Genomic DNA, 17,532 nt, shown 5'->3' with positions numbered 1-17,532 from the left:
TCAAATCATCTTATTTCTCAGGGCTTCATATGTTAGACAAATACTCCCCCGCCGAAATCGAATCCAAACACTATCAAAACTGGGAAAGCCAAGGCTATTTCCGGCCCGATATGGATTTGACCAAACCGTCTTTTTCCATCCAACTGCCGCCGCCCAACGTAACCGGCACGCTGCACATGGGTCATGCCTTCAACCAAACCATTATGGACGGCCTGACCCGCTACTACCGCATGAAAGGCTGCAACACCGCCTGGATTCCCGGCACAGACCACGCGGGCATCGCCACGCAAATCGTGGTCGAGCGTCAGCTTGCCGCGCAAAACGTGTCCCGTCATGACTTGGGGCGCGAAAAATTTTTGGAGAAAGTGTGGGAGTGGAAAGAAGTTTCCGGCGGTACGATTACCCAACAAATGCGCCGTGTGGGCTGCTCTGCCGACTGGACGCGCGAGTATTTCACGATGGACGACGTGCGCGCCGAAACCGTGACCGAAGTGTTCGTGCGCCTGTATGAGCAGGGCTTGATTTACCGCGGCAAACGCTTGGTGAACTGGGATCCCGTGCTTGGCACGGCAGTGTCTGATTTGGAAGTGGAAAGCGTGGAAGAACAAGGCTCTATGTGGTACATCCGCTATCCGCTGGCCAACAATCCTGCCGAAGCCGTTATCGTGGCGACCACCCGTCCCGAAACGTTGCTGGGCGACGTGGCCGTTGCCGTCAATCCCGAAGACGAACGTTACACCCACTTAATCGGCAAAGAATTAATCCTGCCGCTGACCGGCCGTACCATCCCCGTGATTGCCGACGAATACGTTGAAAAAGACTTTGGTACCGGCTGCGTGAAAATCACGCCTGCGCACGACTTTAACGACTACGAAGTCGGCAAACGCCACGACACGCGCCTGATTAATGTGTTCGATTTGGAAGCCAAAGTGCTGGCTAACGCCGAAGTGTTCAACTTCAAAGGCGAAGCGCAACCAGGCTTTGCCCTGCCTGAAAAATACGCTGGCTTGGATCGCTTTGCCGCGCGCAAACAAATGGTTGCCGATTTGCAGGAACAAGGTTTCTTGGTCGAAATCAAACCGCACACACTGATGACGCCGAAAGGCGACCGTACCGGTTCGGTGATTGAGCCGATGCTGACCAGCCAATGGTTTGTCGCCATGTCCGCTACGCCAAACGGCGGCGAGCCTGACAGCGAATTCAAAGGCTTAAGTCTTGCCGATAAAGCCAAAAAAGCCGTCGACAGCGGCGCGGTACGTTTTATCCCTGAAAACTGGGTCAATACTTACAACCAATGGATGAACAATATCCAAGACTGGTGTATCTCACGCCAACTGTGGTGGGGCCATCAAATCCCCGCGTGGTACGACGAAGCAGGCAATGTGTACGTTGCCCGCAATCAGGAAGAAGCCGAAAAACAAGCCGGCAAAACAGGTTTGACCCGCGAAGAAGACGTATTGGACACATGGTTCTCCTCCGCGCTCGTGCCGTTCTCCACGCTCGGCTGGCCGTCTGAAACCGACGAACTCAAAGCCTTCCTACCGTCCAATGTCTTGGTCACCGGCTACGAAATCATCTTCTTCTGGGTGGCGCGCATGATTATGATGACCACCCACTTCACCGGCAAAGTACCATTTAAAGACGTGTACATCCACGGCATCGTGCGCGACCACGAAGGCAAAAAAATGTCCAAATCCGAAGGCAACGTCATCGACCCTGTGGATTTGATCGACGGTATCGACTTGGAAAAACTGCTGGTAAAACGCACAACCGGTCTGCGCAAACCCGAAACTGCGCCGAAAGTGGAAGAAGCCACCAAAAAACTCTTTCCCGAAGGCATCCCCGGTATGGGCGCGGACGCATTGCGCTTCACTATGGCGAGCTACGCCAGCCTCGGCCGCAGCGTCAACTTCGACTTCAAACGCGCCGAAGGCTACCGCAACTTCTGCAACAAAATCTGGAACGCCACCAATTTTGTGCTGATGAACACCGAAAACCAAGACTGCGGCTACGGCGCAACCGCCACCGAACCACGCGGCTATTCCTTCCCCGATATGTGGATTGTAGGCCGTCTGAATCAGACCATCGAGCAGGTTACGCAAGCCTACGAAACCTACCGCTTTGATTTGGCGGCGGAAACCCTGTACANCTTCGTGTGGAACGACTATTGCGACTGGTATCTGGAACTTGCCAAAGTGCAGCTTCAAACCGGCTGCGCCAGCCGCCAACGCGCCACACGCCATACCTTNTTGCGCGTACTCGAAGCCGCCCTGCGCCTGCTGCATCCGATTATCCCCTTCATCACCGAAGAACTGTGGCAAACCGTCGCTCCTATGTGCGACGCGAAAACCGCCGACAGCATCATGCTCGCCCGCTTCCCCGAAGCCGACGGCGGCGATATTGTTCAGACGGCATTCGAGCAAATGACCGTGTTGCAGGATTTGATCGGCACCGTCCGCAACCTGCGCGGCGAAACGGGNATCCAGCCCAACGTAAAAGCCCCGCTGTTTGTCGAAAGCGCGGACGACTTGGCGGACTACCTCAAATACCTGCCGATGATGACCCGCCTGACCGAAGCACGGCAAGTCGCCGCCCTGCCCGAAAGCGAAGACGCGCCCGTCGCCGTCTGCAACGGCGCGCGCCTGATGCTGAAAGTCGAAATCGACAAAGCCGCCGAAACCGCCCGCTTGAGCAAAGAAGCCGAGAAGCTGCAAAAAGCCTTGGACAAACTCAACACCAAACTCTCCAAACCCGGCTACACCGAAAAAGCCCCGGCGCATCTGGTGGAAAAAGACAAAGCCGATTTGGTGGAATTGGAAGACAAAATGGCAAAAGTGCAAACTCAGTTGGCGAAGTTGAAAGACTGATTTGATTGAATAGACAAGGCCGTCTGAAAACCTGAAACCAGAGTTTTCAGACGGCCTCATCAAAAGGAAATCAAATGATGGACTTCATCGTGCCTATATTGCTCGTCGTCGCCATCGTCGTACTTCATATTCATACCTGCTTTACCGAAGCCGTCCACCTCAACAAATGGCGACCGTGGCTGATTATTCTATTGTTGATTCTGACCGGCACTTGGTTTATCTACTTCGTCAGCCGTACCGCACTGATGAAGCTGGGTGTCCAACTGGTGCTGATTGCCGGCCTCGTGATTTATATTTCTTGAACGTCCGCCTGCAGTAAAATACCCGCAAAGGCCGTCTGGAAATGCAGCTTCAATGCCGTTACAACTTTTCAGACGGCCTCTTTTAAGAAAGGAAATAGATGAAACTCTTTATTCTGCCGGTGCTTTTATCCGCAACAACTGCTCTGGCTTCTCCGATTGTCGGTACATGGCATTGCGTTGGTTCTGATGAAAACATTCACAGTGATGCAAAAGTCAAATATCTTCAGGACGGCAGTTTCCGTGGCGATGCTAAGCTCAAAGTGGACGATGACGGCAATATCTTGGCATACCGTATTGTCGGAACAGGTAAATGGCGTTTTGAAAACAATGCCTTGACGGAAAGCCAAATCAAATATAGCGAAGTTTCACGACAGCACAGCCCTGCAACGCTGGCGTGGTTGGAAAAGTCGGAGAATGGACGACTCTTGGAAAGCATGATGTACACCGGATTGGTCGCACAGATGGACAAACCCGGAAAAGATGAAGTGTATCAACTGGATAAAACAGGCAAATTAGTGTCCGAAGACGGAACTTCCCGTGAGGTATGTACGAAAGTGAAGTGAAAAACACTTGTAGATCAGATAAGACATTCAAAGTCATCTGGAATCATTCGACCCAGACATGGACGGCGGTCAGCGAGCTTGCCGGTACAAGGAAAAAAGCAAATCTATCAAATTGACGGCCATCTCTGCCGCCCTGCTCATGGCATGAGGTACGGCTCAAGCCGCCACACATACGGCTGCGGACAGCCTGATTGCCATATCGGATAATTTGGCGGCAGGTATAACGGCAAACTGATTTGGAAAGCGCAAGCCAACCTCAACAGCCGTGCAGATGTAGGCGTAGGTATAGGCTACCTGTTTAGCCTTACACAAAGCCCTTCGGATTTCCGAAGGGCTTTTTTCAGATAAAACATTTGCACAATTGCAACATCAAGAAACCTTACAATATACAGCCCGAGACCTTTGCAAAACTTCCCAAAATCCCCTAAATGTCTTGGTGGGAATTTAGGGGATTTTGGGAAGTTTTGCAAAGGTCTCAGTCTAAAAGAATAAAACAATGCCGTCTGAAATCTTCAGACGGCATTGTTTTTGAATTACCCTCTAAGGAACGTTACACCGCTCAACCTCGATTGCATAATCGCCGTTTTCATTGCAGACAATGCTTTCGGACGAACAAAGTTACGACGGTATGCCAACACGACCCGACGGCTCGGTGCAGTACCCTCAAAAGGAATAATACTGAAAAGCATATGGTCGTTTTCAGTCAGTGCAGTTGCCGGCAATACACTGATTGCCAGACCGCTTGCAACCATATGGCGAATCGTATTAATCGAACTGCCCTGTAATGTATTGGTCAAACCCTGTATGCGTTGTTTGGCAGCCAACTCGGAGCAACTTGACAACACTTGATCCCGCATACAATTCCCTTCCGTAAGCAACAATACCTGTTCTTCGCCCAACATTTTAGACGACACAGCATCAAGCTCTTCAAACGGATGCCCCTTGGGGACAATGACGAAGAACGGTTCATCGTACAACGGTTCGGTAACGATACCCGGTTCCTGAAACGGCTCTGCCACGATAATTGCGTCAACGTCCCCACGCTTAAGGGATTCAGTCAACGTATGCGTATAGTTCTCCTCCAACATCAGAGGCATCTTAGGTGCAGTACGACGCAGAGAAACAATCAACTTTGGTAACAAGTAAGGAGCAACTGTGAAAATTAATCCAAGTTTGAATGCCCCCTCCAGCTCATTCTGCTCTTCATTTGCCAAATGCCTTATAAGCTCTGCCTCCTCAAGCACTTTGCGTGCCTGAGCAACGATGCGTTCCCCTGCCTCAGTCGTAATAATATCATTACTACTCCGGTCAAACAGGGAAACAGCAAGCTCCTCTTCCAGCTTCTTAATAGCAATGGATAAAGTGGGCTGGCTGACAAAACAACGCCGTGCAGCGCGACCGAAATGACGTTCCTGAGCAACTGCAACGATGTACCGTAATTCGGTCAAGGTCATGAACTATACCTTTTTCTGTTCAGGTAATGTAATGTTCAATTCCAGAACATCCACACCATCCTGCTTCTCTTGAGAAATACGGATATTATCCAAGGAAACATTCACATACTTAGACAAAACTTCCATCAATTCTTTACGCAAAGTCGGCAAATAATCGGGAGCCTGACCTTCTTGAGCACGCTCTTGGGCAATGATAATTTGAAGACGATCTCGTGCGACAGTTGCCGTTTTCTGCTTTCTACCAAATAAAAGATCAATTAATGACATACGTTAACCTCCAAACAGACGTTTGAAGAAGCCTTTTTTCTCAACTTCTAAGAAACGCATTTCACGATTTTCACCCAATAGACGGGCAATTACGTCCTTATAAGCTTCAGAAGCAACCACGCTGTCTTGATGAATAACAGGCTCACCTGAGTTAGAGGCCTGCAAAACGTTTTGCGATTCCGGAATCACACCAATCAAGGGAATACGCAAAATGTCACAAATATCCTGTACTGAAAGCATTTCACCTTTAGCTACACGTTCAGGAGAGTAACGAGTAATCAACAAATGCTCCTTAACCGAACCACCTTGCTCTGCCTTACGTGATTTACTTTGTAGAATACCTAAAATCCTGTCAGAGTCTCGAACACTGGAAACCTCCGGATTGGTCGTTACGATGGCTTCATCGGCAAAATACAATGCCATCAATGCACCTTGCTCAATACCGGCAGGAGAATCACAAATAATATATTCGAAACCCATTTTCTTACTACCCAACTCTTTCATGACCTTCTCTACACCCTCACGTGTCAAAGCATCTTTATCCCGAGTTTGGGAAGCAGGCAGAATAAACAAATTTTCACAGTTTTTATCTTTAATCAATGCCTGATTAAGTGTCGCCTCACCTTGAATAACATTAATGAGGTCATAAACGACACGCCGCTCACAGCCCATAATTAAATCAAGATTACGTAAGCCAACATCAAAATCAATCACCGCAGTTTTGTATCCGCGCAATGCCAAACCTGTTGCAATACTGGCACTGGTAGTCGTTTTACCAACACCACCCTTACCAGAAGTTACTACAATAATTTTTGCCACAATATTTCCTTTTTTAAATATCAAACAATTACTCTGAATCAATTGCACTGATAACCAAACGATTATCCTGCAACAATATCTGTACCGGCTGTTTATGCAAATAATCCGGCAAATCTTGTTCAAAATTGCGGTAAATACCAGCTATAGAAACTAATTCTGCCTGCATAGAATGAATAAATATACGGGCGGAAGTATCACCTTTTGCACCAGCTAAGGCCCGACCCCTCATTGGGGCATAAATATGTATATTACCGTCTGCAATCAACTCTGCACCTTGACTGACAGTACCGGTTACAATTAAATCTCCGTCTTCAGCATAAACCTGTTGGCCAGTACGGACAGAGGTTGTAACCAATACCGTTTTCCTCGTTTTCAGCTCATCGGCAGTTTCTTGCATCTCAATCTGATCCTGTTCTCTAATATTTTCTAGATGAGATGAACAGAAAAGCAAATGACACTTCGCTGCCACGGCAGCCCATCGCTCATCAGGATGTTTAAGACCTAAAATCTGCATACCATGTCTCGAAAAAAGCGAAACCAATGCAGCAAGATCTAAAGACTCAGGATAATCAAACTCCTGAAGATCCAACACAAAAGGAACGACACCAGATTCCTGGAATTTCTTCCCTAATTTGACTAAAACATTTTCCAAATCAAGCAAATCTGATGTATGTAAACAAATAGATAATACATCTATCTTTGTCGATTTTATATCGAAGGCATTAATCATAGATAAAACTATAGAATTTTTTAATGATGTAAGTTTACCGCGCAAACCTTAGCTATTCAATTAATATTTGAAAACACAATACTCAATAAATCATTAACCTTCAAATATTATGTAAAAATAACGCCATCTATTTCTAATAGATGGCGTTATATGCTCAAAATTACTCAGCCACTGGTTTATCAACTAATTCAACCAAAGCCAAGGGGGCATTATCGCCCTTACGGAACCCATATTTCAATACTCGAACATAACCACCATTACGAGCAGAGAAACGAGGACCCAAATCACCAAACAATTTTACTACAACATCACGATCACGAGTTCGGTCAAATGCCAAACGATGATTAGCCAAAGATGGTTTCTTACCCAATGTAATCAATGGTTCAACCACACGGCGTAATTCCTTTGCTTTAGGCAAAGTTGTTACAATAGTCTCGTGAGTCAACAATGAATTCGCCATATTACGCAACATTGCAGCACGATGACTGCTGGTACGGTTTAATTTGCGATTGCCATTACGATGACGCATATCAATTATCCTTTAATTCTTCATTAAGGCTTTTCTAAGCCTACGGGTGGCCAAGCTTCCAACTTAGAACCCAGTGTCAAACCTTTAGATGCCAATACTTCNTTAATTTCATTTAAAGATTTTCGCCCTAAATTCGGAGTTTTAAGAAGCTCAGTTTCAGTGCGTTGAATCAAATCGCCAATATAATAAATATCTTCAGCTTTCAGACAATTAGCTGAACGTACTGTCAATTCCAAATCGTCTACAGGACGCAAGAGAACAGGGTCAATAGGGGGAGCTTTTTCTTCAACTTCCTCTACAGGTGTACCCTGTAAATCAGCAAAAATAGACATCTGGTCAATTAAAATACGTGCCGCACTGCGCACAGCTTCCTCAGGATCAATTGAACCATCAGTCTCAATATCTAAAACCAATTTATCAAGATCTGTCCGTTGCTCTACACGTGCAGGTTCAACTTCAAAGCTAACACGGCTGATGGGCGAAAAGCTCGCATCCAACTGGATTGAACCAATCTGACGATTCTCATCACGAACAACCTGACGACCCGAAACAGATTGATAACCACGACCTTGCTCTACTTTAATCACCATTTCAATTTGACCATTATCAGCCAAATGACAAATGATATGGTCAGGATTCAGGATTTCTACATCATGCGGCAATTCAATATCACCTGCAGATACCACACCAGAACCTGACTTCTTCAACGTAAGTTGAACTTGGCTACGCCCGTGGAGTTTAAATACGATACCCTTAACATTCAACAAGATATCAACAACATCTTCTTGAACCCCGTCAAGGGTAGAATATTCATGCAAAACACCGGTAATAGCCACCTCTGTAGGAGCAAAACCATTCATGGATGACAGTAAGATACGACGCAAAGCATTACCTAAGGTATGACCGAAACCACGCTCAAATGGTTGCATAGATACTCTTGCATGAGTTGCAGAAAAAGTATTTACATCAATTTGACGAGGTTTCAAAAATTCGGTTGTGCTATTCTGCATTTAACTGTCCCTCACTGAGCTAGCATTATTTAGAGTAGAACTCTACCACCAGCTGTTCATTAATATCACCGGTCAATTCCGCGCGATCTGGCATATTCTTGAATACACCCTCAAGTTTATTAGCATCCACAGCAACCCAGCCAGGTAAACCAACTTGAGTAGCCAGACTTAATGCCTCTTGAATACGTACTTGCTTTTTAGCTTTTTCGCGAATAGAGACAACATCACCAGCCTTCACTTGGAAAGAGGGAATATTTACAACTTGCCCATTAACAGCTATAGCCTTGTGGGAGACAAGTTGTCTTGCTTCTGCACGAGTAGAGCCAAAACCCATACGATAAACAACATTATCCAAACGAGACTCTAACAACTGCAATAGCAACTCGCCGGTAGATCCTTTACGACGCTCTGCTTCCGCGAAATAACGGCGGAACTGACGCTCTAATACACCATAAATGCGACGAATTTTTTGCTTTTCACGCAACTGCAAACCATAGTCTGACAAACGTGGTTTTTTTCCACCATGCTGACCAGGAGCAGAATCAATTTTACATTTGGAATCCAAAGAGCGACGCGCACTCTTCAAAAACAAATCTGTACCTTCACGACGTGCTAATTTACATTTAGGGCCAATATAACGTGCCATGTTTTAAATCACTCCAATATTAAATACGACGTTTTTTAGGCGGACGGCAACCGTTATGAGGCAACGGGGTAACGTCAGTAATGCTGGTAATCTTGAAACCAAGAGCGTTTAAAGCACGTACAGACGATTCGCGACCAGGACCAGGGCCTTTAATGCGAACCTCTAAATTTTTAACGCCATACTCTTGGGCAACTTTACCAGCTGCTTCTGCTGCAACTTGCGCTGCAAATGGTGTACTTTTACGAGAACCTTTAAAACCAGCGCCGCCAGAGGTAGCCCAAGACAATGCATTGCCTTGACGGTCAGTGATTGTAATGATGGTATTGTTGAAAGATGCATGAACGTGAACAATACCTTCGCTTACGGTTTTACGTACTTTTTTACGCACACGCGAAGCTGTGTTTGCTTTAGCCATTAATCAAATTCCTTAAAATTTATTTCTTACCGGCAATCGCTTTGCGCGGACCTTTACGGGTACGAGCATTTGTGCGAGTGCGTTGACCACGACAAGGCAAGCCACGACGATGACGGAAGCCACGATAGCAACCCATATCAATCAGTCGCTTGATGCTCATTGTTACTTCACGACGCAAATCACCTTCAACTTCATATTTAGCAACTTGTTCACGCAAAGCGTCTAGTTGAGCCTCGTCCAAATCTTTTGCTTTAGTAATAGGAGCAATATTTGCTGCCTCACAAATCAATTTAGCACGAGTCGCACCAATACCGTAAATAGCCTGAAGACCAATCACGATATGAGCGTTATTAGGGATATTTACCCCTGCAATACGAGCCATATTTTTTCCTTTTTAGGGTAAAGTGTGTCACTATATCACAGAATCACATTAAAAGAAATATTCTATTAACCTTGACGCTGTTTATGACGGGGATCAGTGCAAATTACACGAACTACACGATTTCGGCGAATAATCTTACAATTGCGACAAATTTTCTTAACGGATGGTTGTACACGCATCATATTTTCCTTTTTGGTTTATCTTGCTCTAAAAACAATTCGAGCTCTAGTTAAATCGTAAGGCGTCAGTTCCACTGTAACCTTATCTCCCGGAGAAATACGGATGTAATGCATCCGCATCTTTCCGGAAATATGACCTAATACTATATGGTCATTCTCTAGTTTTACTTTAAAAGTAGCATTAGGTAAAGTTTCAAGGATTTCACCCTGCATTTGAATAGTATCTTCTTTCGCCATAATTCTATTTCCGAGAAAATGATTTCATTTCTGAACGAGTCATTAACTTATCATACTGCTGAGTAAGCCTGTATGAATTTATCTGCGTACTAAAATCCATCGTCACAACAACTAGAATCAGCAAAGAAGTACCTCCCAAATAAAAAGGCACATTTAGAAACGTAGTTAAGAGCTCCGGAATTAAACAAATAATCGTAATATAGAGTGCCCCAAACAATGTTAAACGCAATACAACTTTTTCTAAATATCTAGAAGTTTGTTCACCAGGCCTAATCCCAGGAACAAAAGCACCACTCTTCTTCAAATTCTCCGCCATCTCCTTAGGGCTGAAGACCAAAGCCGTATAAAAATAGCAGAAGAAAATTACTGTCACCGCAAATAAAACAATGTACAGAATTTGACCGTGCTGCAATAATCCTGCTATTGTATGCAAAATATTATTTGGATCAGCTGAACCAAGCCAACCCAAAAGAGTAGATGGAAACAGAATAATACTAGAAGCAAAAATAGGAGGAATAACACCAGCCATATTTAACTTAAAAGGCATGTGCGTATTCTGACCACCCAACCCGCTATTAAACTGGCGTTTCGCATAATGAATAGGAATCTTACGCTGTGAACTTTCAAAATATACAACCAAATAAATTAATAACAAGGCACCAAAAACAATAAATAATGCCATCAACATACTCATAGCACCTTGATTTGTCAAGGTAATGATTCTCGTAATACCCGATGGAATGCCTGAAGCTATGCCAGCCGTAATAATCAGAGAAATTCCGTTCCCAATACCCCTTTCAGTAATCTGCTCGCCAAGCCACATAAGGAACATAGTTCCTGTTACCAAAGAAACTACGGTGGAAACATGAAACTCAAATGAGCTTGTTACAACAACTCCCTGCTGAAATACAAAGGACGCAACACCTAGACTCTGTAGTATTGCTAATAATACAGTGCCATATCTAGTATATTTCGTAATTAACTTTCTACCAGCTTCACCTTCTTTTTTTAGTGCCTTTAATGAGGGTAAAATTTCTGAAGCCAGCTGAACAATAATGGATGCAGAAATATACGGCATAATGCCTATTGCAAATATACTAAAGCGCTCTAACGATCCACCGGAAAACATATTTAACATTCCTAGGATACCGTTCCCAGCGCTTTCGTATAACTTGGCTAAAGCAACAGCATCAACTCCAGGAACGGGTATATGAGCACCAATTCGAAAAACAATTAACGCCCCAAATAGAAATAAAAGACGTTTCTTAAGATCTCCAAAATTGGACAAAGCTGATGACAATTGCTGTTTAGCCACAATAATTAAACCTTATATCTCAATCTTGCCGCCAATAGCTTCAATTGCAGCCTTAGCACCTTTGGTAGCTTTTACACCTTTCAAGGTAACCGCTTTTGAAATTTCGCCAGAAGCAATAACTTTTACATTAGAAGCAGTTGCAGGAATCAGACCAGCTTGTTTAAGAACCAAGACATCAATCTCGTTCACAGCAATCAGATTTAATTCACTCAAACGAACTTCAGCATTAGCGGCAGCAGTCAAAGATTTGAAACCACGTTTCGGCAGACGACGTTGCAAAGGCATTTGACCGCCTTCAAAACCTACCTTGTGGAAACCACCAGCACGGCTTTTTTGACCTTTATGACCACGACCACCTGTCTTACCCAAGCCGCTACCAATACCACGGCCTACACGACGACTAGCGTGAGTAGCACCCTCAGCAGGTTGAATAGTATTCAAAAACATATTAAGACTCCACTTTCAACAAGTAGCTGATTTTATTAATCATACCACGGTTTTCAGGGGTATCCAAAACCTCTACAGTATGTTCACGACGGCGCAAACCTAAACCGCGAGCACATGCACGATGAGATTCAATTGTACCGATCAGGCTCTTAACCAATGTAACTTTAATCTTTTTTTGCTCAGTCATGGTTAGCTCCCAAAATATCTTCTACTGTCAAGCCACGTTTAGCAGCAATATCAGCAGGGGTATATAGTTTAGACAAACCGTCTAATGTAGCGCGTACAATATTGTACGGATTAGTAGAACCATGTACTTTAGCTGAAATGTTATGGATACCCATAGCATCAAATACTAAACGCATTGGACCACCAGCTTTTACACCGCTACCTTCTTTAGCAGGTTGCATAAATACCTTAGTAGCACCATGACGACCAATAACCTCATGATGAATAGTACCGTTTTTCAAAGGTACTTTAATCATAGAACGTCGAGCTTGGTCCATTGCTTTTTGAACAGCAACTGGTACTTCTTTTGATTTACCTTTGCCCATACCGATGCGACCATCACCATCACCAACAACAGTCAGTGCAGAGAAAGCCATGATACGGCCACCTTTAACTACTTTAGTCACACGATTAACTGCGACCATCTTTTCAATCAGGCCGTCACCGCGTTCTTCAATTTCATGTTTTGCCATCTGAAAGTCTCCAAATATTAGAAGCTTAAACCATTTTCACGTGCAGCTTCAGCCAAAGCTTTCACACGACCGTGATATTGGAAACCTGAACGGTCAAAAGCAACTTTTTCAATACCTACTGCTTTAGCTTTTTCAGCAATACGCTTACCAACTACAGCTGCCGCTTCAACGTTGCTACCTGATTTCAGGCTACTACGTACTTCAGCTTCCAATGTAGAGGCTTGAGCCAATACTTTATCACCTTCAGCACTAATTACTTGAGCATAAATATGATTATTGCTTCGGAACACACATAATCTTACCATTTTCAAGTCCGCAATACGCGCACGGGTTTTGCGTGCACGACGGAGTCGGGTTGTATGTTTATCCATTAGTGAACCTCAATTATTTTTTCTTGGCTTCTTTCATCACTACTACTTCACCCACATAACGAACACCTTTACCTTTATAAGGCTCAGGAGAACGGAATGCACGGATTTCAGCAGCGACTTGGCCAACCACTTGTTTATCTGCACCAGTCAAAACGATTTCTGTTTGGCTAGGAGTTTGAACAGAAACACCTTCAGGCATTTCGTATACGATTGGATGAGAGAAGCCCAAAGACAAGTTCAAAACTTTGCCTTGAGCTTGGGCACGATAACCCACACCAATCAATTGAAGTTTCTTCTCAAAACCTTCAGAAACACCCTTAACCATGTTATTAACCAATGCACGAGCAGTACCAGACATAGCATTAGCCTGTTTACTGTTATTTTTTGCAGCAAAAGTCAATTTACCATCGTTCAATTCAATAGCAACATCGGAATACAAAGGAAAAGACAATTCGCCATTTTTACCTTTGATTACCAATGCATCTGTTCCGAATTTTACTTCTACACCAGCAGGAACAGTCACTGGGTTTTTTGCGACGCGTGACATTTACTTTTCTCCACTAGGCTACGATGCACAACAACTCACCACCCACACCCTCAGAACGGGCTTTGCGATCAGTCATTACACCTTTAGAAGTACTAACAATAGCGACACCCAACCCATTCATTACACTAGGGATCTCACTTGATGCTTTGTAAATACGCAAACCTGGACGTGAAACACGTTTGATTTGCTCAATCACAGGACGACCTGCATAGTATTTCAATTGAATTTCCAATACCGGTTTTGCATCAGCAGAAACCGTAAAATCCTCGATATAACCTTCATCTTTCAAAACTTTTGCAATTGCGCATTTCAATTTTGAGGAAGGCATGGCAACTGTTGCTTTATTAGCACGTTGCGCATTGCGAACACGAGTCAACATATCGGAAATAGGATCATGCATACTCATTATTTATACTCCTATTACCAGCTAGCTTTAACAACACCAGGAATCTCGCCACGCATAGCGATTTCACGGATTTTAATACGGCCCAAACCAAATTTACGGAAAGTGCCACGAGGACGACCTGTTAAAGCACAACGACGACGTTGACGCACAGGTGCTGCATTACGAGGAATGGATTGAAATTTCAAACGTGCCTCAAAACGCTCTTCTTCAGTCGCATCTGCATCATTAATAACAGCAAAAATTGCCTCACGTTTAGCTGCAAATTTTTTTGCCAATGCCTGACGTTTCAGCTCACGATTAATAAGTGCTTTCTTAGCCATGATTATCCTTTAAACGGAAACTTGAACAGTGACAACAAAGCTTTCGCTTCTTCATCAGTTTTTGCGGTAGTTGTAATTGTAATATTCAAACCACGCAAAGCATCAATTTTATCGTATTCAATTTCCGGGAAAATAATTTGCTCACGAACGCCCATATTGTAATTGCCACGACCATCAAATGATTTACCGCTTACACCACGGAAGTCACGTACACGAGGCAATGCAATAGTGATCAAACGATCTAAGAATTCAAACATTTGATCACGACGCAATGTTACTTTGCAACCAACCGGATAGTTATCACGGATTTTAAAACCTGCGATAGATTTACGAGCAACCGTAACAACCGGTTTTTGGCCAGCAATTTTCTCTAAATCTGAAACAGCATGCTCCATGACTTTTTTATCAGCAACGGCCTCACCTACACCCATATTTAAGGTGATTTTCTCAATACGCGGAACTTCCATTACTGATTTGTAACCAAATTGTTTAACCAATTCAGGAACAACTGTCTCTTTATAAAACTCTCTCAAACGAGCCATGTTATCTCCTTATGCTCCAATGATAGAGCCATTTGATTTGAAGAAACGAACGCGTTTAACTTTGCCTTCATTTTCAATCAGCTTAATACCAACACGGTCTGCTTTATTAGTTTCTGGATTCAGGATTGCAACATTAGAAATATCCAAAGGCATTTCTTTAGTAATAATGCCACCCTCAATACCACGCATTGGATTAGGTTTTTGATGGCGCTTCACAACATTCACACCTTCAACAACAACTTTATTACCCAATACTCGAACTACCTGACCTTGCTTACCTTTATCTTTACCGGTAATTACTACAACCTGATCGCCTTTAATGATTTTATTCATCGCGCTATTCCTTATAATACTTCAGGCGCCAATGAAACGATTTTCATAAATCGCTCAGTACGCAATTCACGGGTTACCGGACCAAAAATACGAGTACCCAAGGGTTCAAGTTTATTATTCAATAATACAGCAGCATTATTATCAAATTTAATTAACGCGCCATCTGGACGACGTACACCCTTAGCAGTACGAACAACTACTGCATTGTATACATCACCTTTTTTGACGCGGCCACGCGGGGCTGCATCTTTAACTGCAACTTTAATAATATCGCCAACAGAAGCGTAGCGACGCTTAGATCCGCCTAATACTTTGATACACATTACGCGACGCGCACCAGAGTTATCAGCCACATCTAAGATGGTCTGCATTTGAATCATATTAGTACCTTTAAATTAACCAACTTAATTTACCACTTTCATATAACTTACACCCAATTACAGATGCTCATTAAATGAAACCATCAAGGTTCTAGTAAACCAGTCTTGGATCCCGAAGGGGAGAACTTCCAGAAGAAACTGAAAGATAAGAAACGAAGTTTACACTCAAATTCACTTTGGCGCAATACTTCGTTTCCTATTAAAGCTAACTGTCTTAATTTTTAAACAGTACGCGCTTTCTCAACCAGTTCTTTAACAACCCAAGATTTGGTTTTCGACAGTGGACGAGATTCCGCAATTACTACTACATCACCAATTCCATATTGATTATTTTCATCATGGGCATGGATTTTAGTTGATAAACGGATAATTTTACCGTACAGGGGATGTTTTACTTTACGTTCAACCAATACCGTAACGGTTTTGTCCATCTTGTCGCTTACCACTTTGCCTTGCAAAGTACGAACATTTTTATTTTCGCTCATTACTTAGCACCTTTTTCAGTTAAAATGGTTTTAATACGAGCAATATCGCGACGTACACGTTTTAATTCACTTGGTTTACCCAACTGACCAGTTGCATTTTGCATACGTAAGCCAAATTGAGCCTTCAACAAGTCCAACAAATCTGCATTTAATTGCTCAATAGATTTGTCTTTCAATTCATTTGCTTTCATTATTGACCTACCTGTCTTACTACAAAGGTCGTAGGAATAGGCAATTTGGCAGCAGCTAATTCAAATGCTTCACGAGCCAAAGCCTCTGGAACACCGTCCATTTCATACAACACTTTGCCTGGTTTGATTTCGGCAATGTAATATTCCACGTTACCTTTACCGCCACCCATACGAACTTGAATAGGTTTTTCAGTAATTGGTTTGTCAGGGAATACACGAATCCAAATACGACCACCACGTTTAATGTGACGAGTCATTGTACGACGAGCAGCTTCGATTTGACGGGCAGTCAAACGACCACGACCAACGGCTTTCAAACCGAACTCACCGAAACTTACTTTATTACCGCGAGTAGCAATACCAGTATTGCGACCCTTTTGTTGCTTGCGGTATTTCAGTCTAGTTGGCTGCAGCATTACGTCCACCTGCCTTTCTTTGTTTCTTCTCATGCTCAGGTTTAGCTGAAGTCTTTACATTACCTTCAGTATAGACCCAAACTTTCAAACCTAGCACACCATAAGTGGTATGGGCTTCGCTAGTTGCATAATCTACATTTGCACGCAAAGTATGCAGAGGTACACGACCTTCACGATACCATTCGCTACGAGCAATATCCGCACCATTCAGACGACCCGAGGTCATAATCTTGATACCTTTTGCTCCTGAACGCATAGCATTTTGCATAGCACGTTTCATAGCACGGCGGAATTGAACGCGTTTTTCCAATTGCTGAGCAATACCATCAGCAATAATTTGTGCATCCAATTCAGGTTTACGGATTTCTTCAATATTCACATGAACAGGCACACCCATCAAGGCTTGCAAATCACGTTTCAGAACTTCGATATCCTCACCTTTTTTACCAATTACTACGCCTGGACGGGCAGAGTGAATGGTAATACGTGCAGATTTTGCAGGACGTTCAATAACTACGCGACCAACAGAAGCATTCGCCAATTTTTTACGCAGGTAGTTACGAACATCAATATCTTGTTTCAAAACAGCAGAAAAGTCGGTGCTTTTAGCAAACCATTTTGAAGCCCAGTCTTTAGTTACCGCCAGGCGAAAGCCTGTAGGGTTAATCTTTTGTCCCATAG

Annotated in this window: 31 protein-coding genes; 4 read left to right on the top strand and 27 right to left on the bottom strand. The window is 43.7% G+C overall.

Annotated elements, in window-relative coordinates:
* Positions 1-29 precede the first annotated feature (29 nt).
* The 4 genes from ACRPFF_RS00470 (at position 30) to ACRPFF_RS00455 (ending at position 3,848) form a co-directional block, all read left to right on the top strand.
* Entirely contained in the window at positions 30-2,867 is a 2,838-nt protein-coding gene (locus ACRPFF_RS00470) for a valine--tRNA ligase (protein ID WP_432673510.1), read from the top strand.
* Between the two features lie 74 nt (positions 2,868-2,941).
* Positions 2,942-3,169 carry an enterochelin ABC transporter gene (locus tag ACRPFF_RS00465; RefSeq protein WP_096108450.1) on the top strand — a complete coding sequence of 76 codons (228 nt, stop codon included), beginning with the start codon at positions 2,942-2,944 and terminating at the stop codon, positions 3,167-3,169.
* A gap of 98 nt (positions 3,170-3,267) precedes the next feature.
* Positions 3,268-3,732, top strand: coding sequence for a hypothetical protein (locus ACRPFF_RS00460; protein WP_411712810.1), 465 nt, complete (start codon positions 3,268-3,270; stop codon positions 3,730-3,732).
* Positions 3,714-3,848: an ESPR domain-containing protein gene (locus tag ACRPFF_RS00455; RefSeq protein ID WP_411712809.1), complete on the top strand. Its 135-nt coding sequence runs from the start codon at positions 3,714-3,716 to the stop codon at positions 3,846-3,848. The genes ACRPFF_RS00460 and ACRPFF_RS00455 overlap by 19 nt, the downstream gene beginning before the upstream one ends.
* A gap of 40 nt (positions 3,849-3,888) precedes the next feature.
* Here ACRPFF_RS00455 and ACRPFF_RS00450 read toward each other — a convergent pair whose 3' ends face one another.
* The 27 genes from ACRPFF_RS00450 to rpsC all read right to left on the bottom strand — a co-directional run bounded on the left by ACRPFF_RS00450 (position 3,889) and on the right by rpsC (position 17,530).
* Positions 3,889-4,044 (bottom strand): hypothetical protein, encoded by a 156-nt coding sequence (locus ACRPFF_RS00450; RefSeq protein ID WP_432673491.1) that lies wholly within the window; start codon positions 4,042-4,044, stop codon positions 3,889-3,891.
* Between the two features lie 221 nt (positions 4,045-4,265).
* Positions 4,266-5,186 carry a LysR family transcriptional regulator OxyR gene (gene oxyR, locus ACRPFF_RS00445; RefSeq protein ID WP_003675922.1) on the bottom strand — a complete coding sequence of 307 codons (921 nt, stop codon included), beginning with the start codon at positions 5,184-5,186 and terminating at the stop codon, positions 4,266-4,268.
* Positions 5,187-5,189: 3 nt separating this feature from the next.
* The gene (minE, locus tag ACRPFF_RS00440; protein ID WP_003675921.1) at positions 5,190-5,453 is read right to left on the bottom strand and encodes a cell division topological specificity factor MinE; all 264 of its coding nucleotides are present in this window, start codon (positions 5,451-5,453) and stop codon (positions 5,190-5,192) included.
* A 3-nt stretch (positions 5,454-5,456) separates the two neighbouring features.
* On the bottom strand, positions 5,457-6,272 hold the full coding sequence (minD, locus tag ACRPFF_RS00435; RefSeq protein ID WP_039854081.1) for a septum site-determining protein MinD: 816 nt from the start codon (positions 6,270-6,272) through the stop codon (positions 5,457-5,459).
* A gap of 28 nt (positions 6,273-6,300) precedes the next feature.
* Complete coding sequence (minC, locus tag ACRPFF_RS00430; RefSeq protein ID WP_374116692.1) at positions 6,301-7,002, bottom strand: septum site-determining protein MinC; 702 nt, start codon at positions 7,000-7,002, stop codon at positions 6,301-6,303.
* 160 nt (positions 7,003-7,162) lie between these two features.
* A complete protein-coding gene (rplQ, locus tag ACRPFF_RS00425; RefSeq protein ID WP_107819961.1) occupies positions 7,163-7,531 on the bottom strand; it encodes a 50S ribosomal protein L17 in 369 nt (122 codons plus the stop codon).
* A 23-nt stretch (positions 7,532-7,554) separates the two neighbouring features.
* A complete protein-coding gene (locus ACRPFF_RS00420) occupies positions 7,555-8,541 on the bottom strand; it encodes a DNA-directed RNA polymerase subunit alpha (protein WP_432673490.1) in 987 nt (328 codons plus the stop codon).
* 25 nt (positions 8,542-8,566) lie between these two features.
* A complete protein-coding gene (gene rpsD / locus ACRPFF_RS00415) occupies positions 8,567-9,187 on the bottom strand; it encodes a 30S ribosomal protein S4 (protein WP_107859597.1) in 621 nt (206 codons plus the stop codon).
* Positions 9,188-9,206: 19 nt separating this feature from the next.
* Positions 9,207-9,602: a 30S ribosomal protein S11 gene (gene rpsK / locus ACRPFF_RS00410; protein WP_002216249.1), complete on the bottom strand. Its 396-nt coding sequence runs from the start codon at positions 9,600-9,602 to the stop codon at positions 9,207-9,209.
* 19 nt (positions 9,603-9,621) lie between these two features.
* On the bottom strand, positions 9,622-9,984 hold the full coding sequence (gene rpsM / locus ACRPFF_RS00405) for a 30S ribosomal protein S13 (protein ID WP_411712808.1): 363 nt from the start codon (positions 9,982-9,984) through the stop codon (positions 9,622-9,624).
* 65 nt (positions 9,985-10,049) lie between these two features.
* Positions 10,050-10,163 carry a 50S ribosomal protein L36 gene (gene rpmJ / locus ACRPFF_RS00400; protein ID WP_003697674.1) on the bottom strand — a complete coding sequence of 38 codons (114 nt, stop codon included), beginning with the start codon at positions 10,161-10,163 and terminating at the stop codon, positions 10,050-10,052.
* Between the two features lie 18 nt (positions 10,164-10,181).
* Positions 10,182-10,400 carry a translation initiation factor IF-1 gene (gene infA, locus ACRPFF_RS00395; RefSeq protein ID WP_002215452.1) on the bottom strand — a complete coding sequence of 73 codons (219 nt, stop codon included), beginning with the start codon at positions 10,398-10,400 and terminating at the stop codon, positions 10,182-10,184.
* Between the two features lie 4 nt (positions 10,401-10,404).
* On the bottom strand, positions 10,405-11,715 hold the full coding sequence (secY, locus tag ACRPFF_RS00390; protein WP_432673489.1) for a preprotein translocase subunit SecY: 1,311 nt from the start codon (positions 11,713-11,715) through the stop codon (positions 10,405-10,407).
* Between the two features lie 12 nt (positions 11,716-11,727).
* A complete protein-coding gene (gene rplO / locus ACRPFF_RS00385; RefSeq protein ID WP_308031722.1) occupies positions 11,728-12,162 on the bottom strand; it encodes a 50S ribosomal protein L15 in 435 nt (144 codons plus the stop codon).
* A gap of 1 nt (position 12,163) precedes the next feature.
* The gene (gene rpmD, locus ACRPFF_RS00380) at positions 12,164-12,349 is read right to left on the bottom strand and encodes a 50S ribosomal protein L30 (RefSeq protein WP_003684808.1); all 186 of its coding nucleotides are present in this window, start codon (positions 12,347-12,349) and stop codon (positions 12,164-12,166) included.
* The gene (gene rpsE / locus ACRPFF_RS00375; protein ID WP_003684704.1) at positions 12,342-12,860 is read right to left on the bottom strand and encodes a 30S ribosomal protein S5; all 519 of its coding nucleotides are present in this window, start codon (positions 12,858-12,860) and stop codon (positions 12,342-12,344) included. The genes rpmD and rpsE overlap by 8 nt, the downstream gene beginning before the upstream one ends.
* Before the next feature lie 17 nt (positions 12,861-12,877).
* Positions 12,878-13,231 (bottom strand): 50S ribosomal protein L18, encoded by a 354-nt coding sequence (gene rplR, locus ACRPFF_RS00370; RefSeq protein ID WP_204787824.1) that lies wholly within the window; start codon positions 13,229-13,231, stop codon positions 12,878-12,880.
* A 13-nt stretch (positions 13,232-13,244) separates the two neighbouring features.
* Complete coding sequence (gene rplF, locus ACRPFF_RS00365; RefSeq protein WP_411712807.1) at positions 13,245-13,778, bottom strand: 50S ribosomal protein L6; 534 nt, start codon at positions 13,776-13,778, stop codon at positions 13,245-13,247.
* 13 nt (positions 13,779-13,791) lie between these two features.
* Positions 13,792-14,184, bottom strand: a complete 393-nt coding sequence (rpsH, locus tag ACRPFF_RS00360) for a 30S ribosomal protein S8 (protein WP_003675890.1) — start codon at positions 14,182-14,184, stop codon at positions 13,792-13,794.
* Positions 14,185-14,198: 14 nt separating this feature from the next.
* Positions 14,199-14,504, bottom strand: coding sequence for a 30S ribosomal protein S14 (gene rpsN, locus ACRPFF_RS00355; protein ID WP_003675888.1), 306 nt, complete (start codon positions 14,502-14,504; stop codon positions 14,199-14,201).
* A gap of 2 nt (positions 14,505-14,506) precedes the next feature.
* Positions 14,507-15,046 carry a 50S ribosomal protein L5 gene (gene rplE / locus ACRPFF_RS00350; protein WP_002215436.1) on the bottom strand — a complete coding sequence of 180 codons (540 nt, stop codon included), beginning with the start codon at positions 15,044-15,046 and terminating at the stop codon, positions 14,507-14,509.
* 9 nt (positions 15,047-15,055) lie between these two features.
* Positions 15,056-15,379: a 50S ribosomal protein L24 gene (gene rplX / locus ACRPFF_RS00345; RefSeq protein WP_432673488.1), complete on the bottom strand. Its 324-nt coding sequence runs from the start codon at positions 15,377-15,379 to the stop codon at positions 15,056-15,058.
* 11 nt (positions 15,380-15,390) lie between these two features.
* Positions 15,391-15,759: a 50S ribosomal protein L14 gene (gene rplN, locus ACRPFF_RS00340; RefSeq protein WP_002215434.1), complete on the bottom strand. Its 369-nt coding sequence runs from the start codon at positions 15,757-15,759 to the stop codon at positions 15,391-15,393.
* A gap of 221 nt (positions 15,760-15,980) precedes the next feature.
* Positions 15,981-16,244, bottom strand: coding sequence for a 30S ribosomal protein S17 (gene rpsQ / locus ACRPFF_RS00335; protein WP_003707145.1), 264 nt, complete (start codon positions 16,242-16,244; stop codon positions 15,981-15,983).
* A complete protein-coding gene (rpmC, locus tag ACRPFF_RS00330) occupies positions 16,244-16,435 on the bottom strand; it encodes a 50S ribosomal protein L29 (protein WP_003675882.1) in 192 nt (63 codons plus the stop codon). Before rpmC ends, rpsQ begins: the two co-directional genes overlap by 1 nt.
* Positions 16,435-16,851 (bottom strand): 50S ribosomal protein L16, encoded by a 417-nt coding sequence (gene rplP, locus ACRPFF_RS00325; protein ID WP_003675880.1) that lies wholly within the window; start codon positions 16,849-16,851, stop codon positions 16,435-16,437. The genes rpmC and rplP overlap by 1 nt, the downstream gene beginning before the upstream one ends.
* Positions 16,835-17,530, bottom strand: coding sequence for a 30S ribosomal protein S3 (gene rpsC, locus ACRPFF_RS00320; protein ID WP_003675878.1), 696 nt, complete (start codon positions 17,528-17,530; stop codon positions 16,835-16,837). Before rpsC ends, rplP begins: the two co-directional genes overlap by 17 nt.
* Between the last annotated feature and the right edge of the window lie 2 nt (positions 17,531-17,532).

It is taken from the genome of Neisseria sp. SLRRB23, from assembly GCF_050896295.1.
Taxonomy (GTDB): Bacteria; Pseudomonadota; Gammaproteobacteria; order Burkholderiales; family Neisseriaceae; genus Neisseria.
This window is presented reverse-complemented; position numbering and strand designations above follow the sequence as displayed.

Coding starts and splice junctions, on each gene's coding strand:
- rpsN (WP_003675888.1), bottom strand. CDS start 14,504: ATGGCTAAGAAAGCACTTATTAATCGTGAGCTGAAACGTCAGGCATTG.
- rpsK (WP_002216249.1), bottom strand. CDS start 9,602: ATGGCTAAAGCAAACACAGCTTCGCGTGTGCGTAAAAAAGTACGTAAA.
- rplE (WP_002215436.1), bottom strand. CDS start 15,046: ATGGCTCGTTTGAGAGAGTTTTATAAAGAGACAGTTGTTCCTGAATTG.
- rplP (WP_003675880.1), bottom strand. CDS start 16,851: ATGCTGCAGCCAACTAGACTGAAATACCGCAAGCAACAAAAGGGTCGC.
- rpsQ (WP_003707145.1), bottom strand. CDS start 16,244: ATGAGCGAAAATAAAAATGTTCGTACTTTGCAAGGCAAAGTGGTAAGC.
- minC (WP_374116692.1), bottom strand. CDS start 7,002: ATGATTAATGCCTTCGATATAAAATCGACAAAGATAGATGTATTATCT.
- oxyR (WP_003675922.1), bottom strand. CDS start 5,186: ATGACCTTGACCGAATTACGGTACATCGTTGCAGTTGCTCAGGAACGT.
- rpmD (WP_003684808.1), bottom strand. CDS start 12,349: ATGACTGAGCAAAAAAAGATTAAAGTTACATTGGTTAAGAGCCTGATC.
- rplX (WP_432673488.1), bottom strand. CDS start 15,379: ATGAATAAAATCATTAAAGGCGATCAGGTTGTAGTAATTACCGGTAAA.
- rpsE (WP_003684704.1), bottom strand. CDS start 12,860: ATGGCAAAACATGAAATTGAAGAACGCGGTGACGGCCTGATTGAAAAG.
- rpsC (WP_003675878.1), bottom strand. CDS start 17,530: ATGGGACAAAAGATTAACCCTACAGGCTTTCGCCTGGCGGTAACTAAA.
- rplQ (WP_107819961.1), bottom strand. CDS start 7,531: ATGCGTCATCGTAATGGCAATCGCAAATTAAACCGTACCAGCAGTCAT.
- rpmJ (WP_003697674.1), bottom strand. CDS start 10,163: ATGCGTGTACAACCATCCGTTAAGAAAATTTGTCGCAATTGTAAGATT.
- rpsD (WP_107859597.1), bottom strand. CDS start 9,187: ATGGCACGTTATATTGGCCCTAAATGTAAATTAGCACGTCGTGAAGGT.
- rpsM (WP_411712808.1), bottom strand. CDS start 9,984: ATGGCTCGTATTGCAGGGGTAAATATCCCTAATAACGCTCATATCGTG.
- rpmC (WP_003675882.1), bottom strand. CDS start 16,435: ATGAAAGCAAATGAATTGAAAGACAAATCTATTGAGCAATTAAATGCA.
- rplO (WP_308031722.1), bottom strand. CDS start 12,162: ATGTTTTTGAATACTATTCAACCTGCTGAGGGTGCTACTCACGCTAGT.
- ACRPFF_RS00455 (WP_411712809.1), top strand. CDS start 3,714: ATGTACGAAAGTGAAGTGAAAAACACTTGTAGATCAGATAAGACATTC.
- rplN (WP_002215434.1), bottom strand. CDS start 15,759: ATGATTCAAATGCAGACCATCTTAGATGTGGCTGATAACTCTGGTGCG.
- rplR (WP_204787824.1), bottom strand. CDS start 13,231: ATGGATAAACATACAACCCGACTCCGTCGTGCACGCAAAACCCGTGCG.
- ACRPFF_RS00465 (WP_096108450.1), top strand. CDS start 2,942: ATGATGGACTTCATCGTGCCTATATTGCTCGTCGTCGCCATCGTCGTA.
- rpsH (WP_003675890.1), bottom strand. CDS start 14,184: ATGAGTATGCATGATCCTATTTCCGATATGTTGACTCGTGTTCGCAAT.
- minE (WP_003675921.1), bottom strand. CDS start 5,453: ATGTCATTAATTGATCTTTTATTTGGTAGAAAGCAGAAAACGGCAACT.
- infA (WP_002215452.1), bottom strand. CDS start 10,400: ATGGCGAAAGAAGATACTATTCAAATGCAGGGTGAAATCCTTGAAACT.
- ACRPFF_RS00460 (WP_411712810.1), top strand. CDS start 3,268: ATGAAACTCTTTATTCTGCCGGTGCTTTTATCCGCAACAACTGCTCTG.
- rplF (WP_411712807.1), bottom strand. CDS start 13,778: ATGTCACGCGTCGCAAAAAACCCAGTGACTGTTCCTGCTGGTGTAGAA.